Below are 4,126 nucleotides of genomic sequence, written 5' to 3'. Positions count from 1 at the left end.
GCGTACAGGATGGGCGGATGCACGATCAGGCCGGGATCCTGCAGCAGCGGATTGAGGTCGTTGCCGTCGCCGGCGGCGGGCAGGATGCGTGCAAACGGATTGCTGGTGAAGATCAGGAAGGCGAGAAAGCCGACGGAGATGATCCCCATCACGCCCAGCACGCGGGCCACGGTTGCCGGGGGCAATGCCTGCGAGTACCGCGCCACGGCCGCGGTCCAGAGCGCCAGCACCAGCGCCCAAAGCAACAATGAACCTTCGTGCGAACCCCAGACTGCGGTGATGCGGTAGATCGTCGGCAGCAATGAGTTGGAATTGTCGGCGACGTATTTCACCGAGAAATCACCGACCACGAAGGCGTGGGCCAAGACCGCAAAGGCCAAGCCCGCCAGCAGCAATTGCAGGTAGGCCGCGGGCCGCGCCACCGCCATCAGCGCGGCATGGTTGTGATGCGCGCCCAGCAGCGGCAACGACGCCTGCATCAGCGCGACCATCAGCGCGAGCGCCAGCGCGAATTGGCCGAGTTCAGGCAGCATCGGTGCGACCGGTCATCGTTGCCGAAGCGTGGATCAAGGCGATGCCTCCGCTGGCGCGGTCTGCACATGGTGGCGCTGATGCGCCTCGGCCATCTTGTCGGCCACTTCCTTGGGCATGTAGGCCTCATCGTGCTTGGCCAGCACTTCCTCGGCCACGAACACGCCGCCGCGCATGCGGCCGGTGGCGACCACCGATTGGTTTTCACGGAACAGGTCGGGCAGGATCCCGGTGTAGACCACCGGCAATTTGGCATCGCCGTCATCGACCAGGAAATGTGCTTCCATTGAGCCGGGTGCGCGTCGGAACGAACCGGCCGCGACCATGCCGCCGAGGCGGAAGCGCGATTGTCCGCTGCTCACGCCGCTGCCGGCGCTGCCGTCGAGTACTTCATGCGGCGTATACAGGTAGGCGGCATTGCGTTGCAGCGCCAGAGCAGCCAAGGCCGTTGCGATCCCGGCGGCGGCGAGCAGGGCGATCACGAGGATCAGGCGGCGTTTGCGGGTGGGATGCATGCGTCGTGAACTCAGTCGCGCGACAAGGGCGCGTCGGACGTCTGGGCCTGCGCCGCCAGTGTCCGTCGCTCGCGCAGGCGGATCGCACGCAGGGAGGCGCGCAGCAACAGCTTGGGTATCAGGTAATCCCAGGCCAGCATCACCGCGAACACCGCGTAGGCGGCGATCACGTAATCGCGGTAGCTCATGGCGTGTCCCCGCAGGCGAGCCGGGTGGTCCAGTGCTTGCCGGCTTCGCGGCGCAGGTTGTCGGCGCGCGCACGCGCCAGCAACGAGCCGATGAACCACAGATGGGTGCCGGCGACCATCCACCACAGCGGCGGCAGCATGCTCGGGTCCATGTGCGATTTGCCAAACAGGACGATGGTCTGGCCTTGGTGCAGGGAGTTCCACCACACCACCGACCAGCGGATCACCGGCAGCAGGGCAACCCCGACGATGGCGAGCAGACCGGCGGCGCGGGCGGCATTGCGGCGATCATCAATGGCGGCGTACAGGCCCATCACGCCCAGATAGAGGAACAGCAGGATCAACTCGGTGGTCAGGCGCGGGTCCCAGCTCCACCAAGTGCCCCACATCGGCTTGCCCCAGATCGCGCCGGTGGCGAGGGTGACGGCGGTGAACGCCGCGCCGGGGGGCGCACAGGCCATCGCGAGGATCTCGCAGAGCTTGATCCGCCACACCAGCGCGATCGCGGAATACAGCGCCATCAGGGCGAAGATGCCCATGCTCATCCATGCCGAAGGCACGTGGATGTAGAGGATCCGAAAGCTGTCACCCTGCTGGTAATCGGCCGGAACCTGCCACAACGCGCCGTACACGCCGATGGCGATCGCCAGCAGGCCCGACAGGTACGCCCAAGGCGCCCAGCGGGCGGCGAATGCATCGAAATACGGCGGCGAGCCGAGTTGGTGGAACCAGCGGATCAGCGGGGACATCGTGGCCTGTGCGAAGGCGGCGCGCATGCCGCCGCGGGCTATCCGTCTAGGATACCAGCCCACATGGGCGTCCGCCGGTGTGCAGGCCAGGGCGTGGCAATGATCCTCGAAGAAATCGGCAGGGCCCGCCTGTGCGCCGCCCTGCCTGGGTTCGTTTCGGGACGCATCCGCCCCGCGCCATGATCGCTCACTGGACCTGGATGCTGCCCTGCATGAGGGTCATGTGACCCGGGAATGTGCAGAAGAACTTGAATGGCCCACCATCCTTGATCCTGGCCACGTCGAAGGTGACGGACGTGGATTCGCCGCCGCCGATGACCTTGGTGTGCGCGATCACGCGGGCGTCGTCGGCCTTGACGTGGTCCGGCGTCACGCCAGCGCCGTCTTGGTCGATGCCTTCCATGTTGGCCTGCGTCGCAATGACGACGTTGTGGCCCATGACATTGGCAGCCATGGTGCCGACGTGCTTGAGGTTGATCGTGAATTGGGTGCAGCTGGCCGGCACGGTGATCGAATCGGCGTTGTACTGCATCTGGTCATTGGCCTCGATGGTGGTGGCGCAATTGGCAACCGTGGCCGGTTTGGTGGGGGTGGCGGATTCCGGTGCCGCAGTCGGGGCGGCGTCCGGAGCGGCAGCGGGAGCAGCGGCCGCTTCGGGAGCAGCCGCGGGCGCAGTGCTGTCGGCGGCAGGCGCGCTGGACTGGCCACACGCGGACAGAGCCAGCGCCACGGCGCTGGTGAGGAGAACCTGGCGGAACGTCATTGGGAATACTCCATTGAGTCGTAGGACTGGCCCATTCAGGCCAGCGGCCCATTCTCCATGCGACATTGTTAAGGTGGCATTGATCCATCTCAAGCGGACTGTGGATCGGTCATCGATGGGTGTCGTCGGGAACTCAGGAATGGGCGATTCGCAGGGCAGCGGCGGCCGTCATCGGGGCCAACGGCAGGGCCAGCACCAAGCCCGCACCCAAGAGCAGCAGCGCGCCGCTGGCATCCAGCCCTTGAGCCTGGGCATAGACCGCGCCTGCGCCGAACACCAGCACCGGCACATACAAGGGCAACGCCAGCAGGGCCAGCAGAATGCCTGCGCGGCGCATGCCCACGGTCAGCGCGGCGACCACCGCGCCCAGCAGGCTCAGGATCGGCGTGCCGAGCAGGAGCGAGGCCAGCAATGTGGGCAGTTGCGCATGCGGCAGATAGAGCAACTCCCCCAGCAAGGGAACCACCACGATCACCGGCAGGGCGGTGGTGAGCCAATGCATCAGGGTGCGCACCAGCACCAGCCACCACAGTGGCACCGGTGCCAGCATCCATTGTTCCAGCGAGCCGTCTTCGAGATCACCACGGAACAGGCTGTCCAGCGCCAGCAATCCCGCCAGCAACACCGCCAGCCAGAGCACTGCCGAGGCCACCGGGGCGAGTGATTTCGCATTGCCACCGAGCGCCAGCGCGAACAACACCACCGTCAACAACGCAAACAGCGCCGGTTGCAAGGCGTCACCACGACGCGCCCACAAAAGCTGCAGATCGCGGAGCATCAGCGCGCGGGCGGCTTGCAGCATCATGCCGGGGCGCGTCGCAGTTCCAACAGACGGGTACGCACCGGCGGTGCGGCATAGGCGCCGTGGGTGGTGATCAGCGCCGCGCCGCCTTCGGCGAGATGCGCTTCGACCATGCGATTGACCAGGCGGATGCCTTCCAGATCGAGGTTGGCATAGGGTTCGTCAAGCAACCACAGCGGTGCCGGCGACAGCCACAGACGTGCCAGCCCGAGCCGCTTCTTCTGCCCCGCAGACAGCGTCCGCACAGCCGCGTCCTCGAATCCGGCAAGCCCGACCAGGGCCATCGCGGCGTCCACGGATTGGCCGATTCGCTGGCCGTGCAAGCCACCCAGGCATCGCAGGTTCTGTAGCGCGCTCAGGTCCGCTTTCAAGCCGGGCAGATGGCCGAGGTAGGCCATGTGGTTGGCTCGACGCAGCTGATCGGCGGGTATCGACTCGATTTCCATCGTGCCGGCATCGGCGCGCAGCAGGCCTGCCAGTACCCGCAGCAGGGTGGTCTTGCCTGCACCGTTGTCGCCCTGCACCAGCAAGGCCTCGCCGGCACCGACCGTGAATTCCAGCGGCCCGAACACGGGCAG

7 protein-coding genes are annotated in these 4,126 nt (G+C 66.5%); all 7 read right to left on the bottom strand.

Translation table 11 applies throughout. The features are described from left to right. On the bottom strand, window positions 1-533 hold a 533-nt coding region (ccsA, locus tag IT472_RS07550; protein ID WP_297180492.1), incomplete at its 3' end, for a cytochrome c biogenesis protein CcsA. 33 nt (window positions 534-566) lie between these two features. After that, entirely contained in the window at window positions 567-1,046 is a 480-nt protein-coding gene (ccmE, locus tag IT472_RS07545) for a cytochrome c maturation protein CcmE (protein ID WP_297180490.1), read from the bottom strand. An 11-nt stretch (window positions 1,047-1,057) separates the two neighbouring features. After that, on the bottom strand, window positions 1,058-1,234 hold the full coding sequence (locus IT472_RS07540) for a heme exporter protein CcmD (RefSeq protein ID WP_297180488.1): 177 nt from the start codon (window positions 1,232-1,234) through the stop codon (window positions 1,058-1,060). After that, window positions 1,231-1,983, bottom strand: a complete 753-nt coding sequence (locus tag IT472_RS07535) for a heme ABC transporter permease (RefSeq protein ID WP_297180494.1) — start codon at window positions 1,981-1,983, stop codon at window positions 1,231-1,233. The genes IT472_RS07540 and IT472_RS07535 overlap by 4 nt, the downstream gene beginning before the upstream one ends. Before the next feature lie 187 nt (window positions 1,984-2,170). After that, window positions 2,171-2,746 carry an azurin gene (gene azu / locus IT472_RS07530; protein WP_297180487.1) on the bottom strand — a complete coding sequence of 192 codons (576 nt, stop codon included), beginning with the start codon at window positions 2,744-2,746 and terminating at the stop codon, window positions 2,171-2,173. A 133-nt stretch (window positions 2,747-2,879) separates the two neighbouring features. Beyond that, window positions 2,880-3,551, bottom strand: a complete 672-nt coding sequence (ccmB, locus tag IT472_RS07525) for a heme exporter protein CcmB (RefSeq protein WP_297180485.1) — start codon at window positions 3,549-3,551, stop codon at window positions 2,880-2,882. Continuing rightward, the gene (gene ccmA, locus IT472_RS07520) at window positions 3,548-4,126 is read right to left on the bottom strand and encodes a heme ABC exporter ATP-binding protein CcmA (RefSeq protein ID WP_297180483.1); all 579 of its coding nucleotides are present in this window, start codon (window positions 4,124-4,126) and stop codon (window positions 3,548-3,550) included. Before ccmA ends, ccmB begins: the two co-directional genes overlap by 4 nt.

The organism is Thermomonas sp., assembly GCF_020850895.1.
Taxonomy (GTDB): Bacteria; Pseudomonadota; Gammaproteobacteria; order Xanthomonadales; family Xanthomonadaceae; genus Thermomonas.
This window is presented reverse-complemented; position numbering and strand designations above follow the sequence as displayed.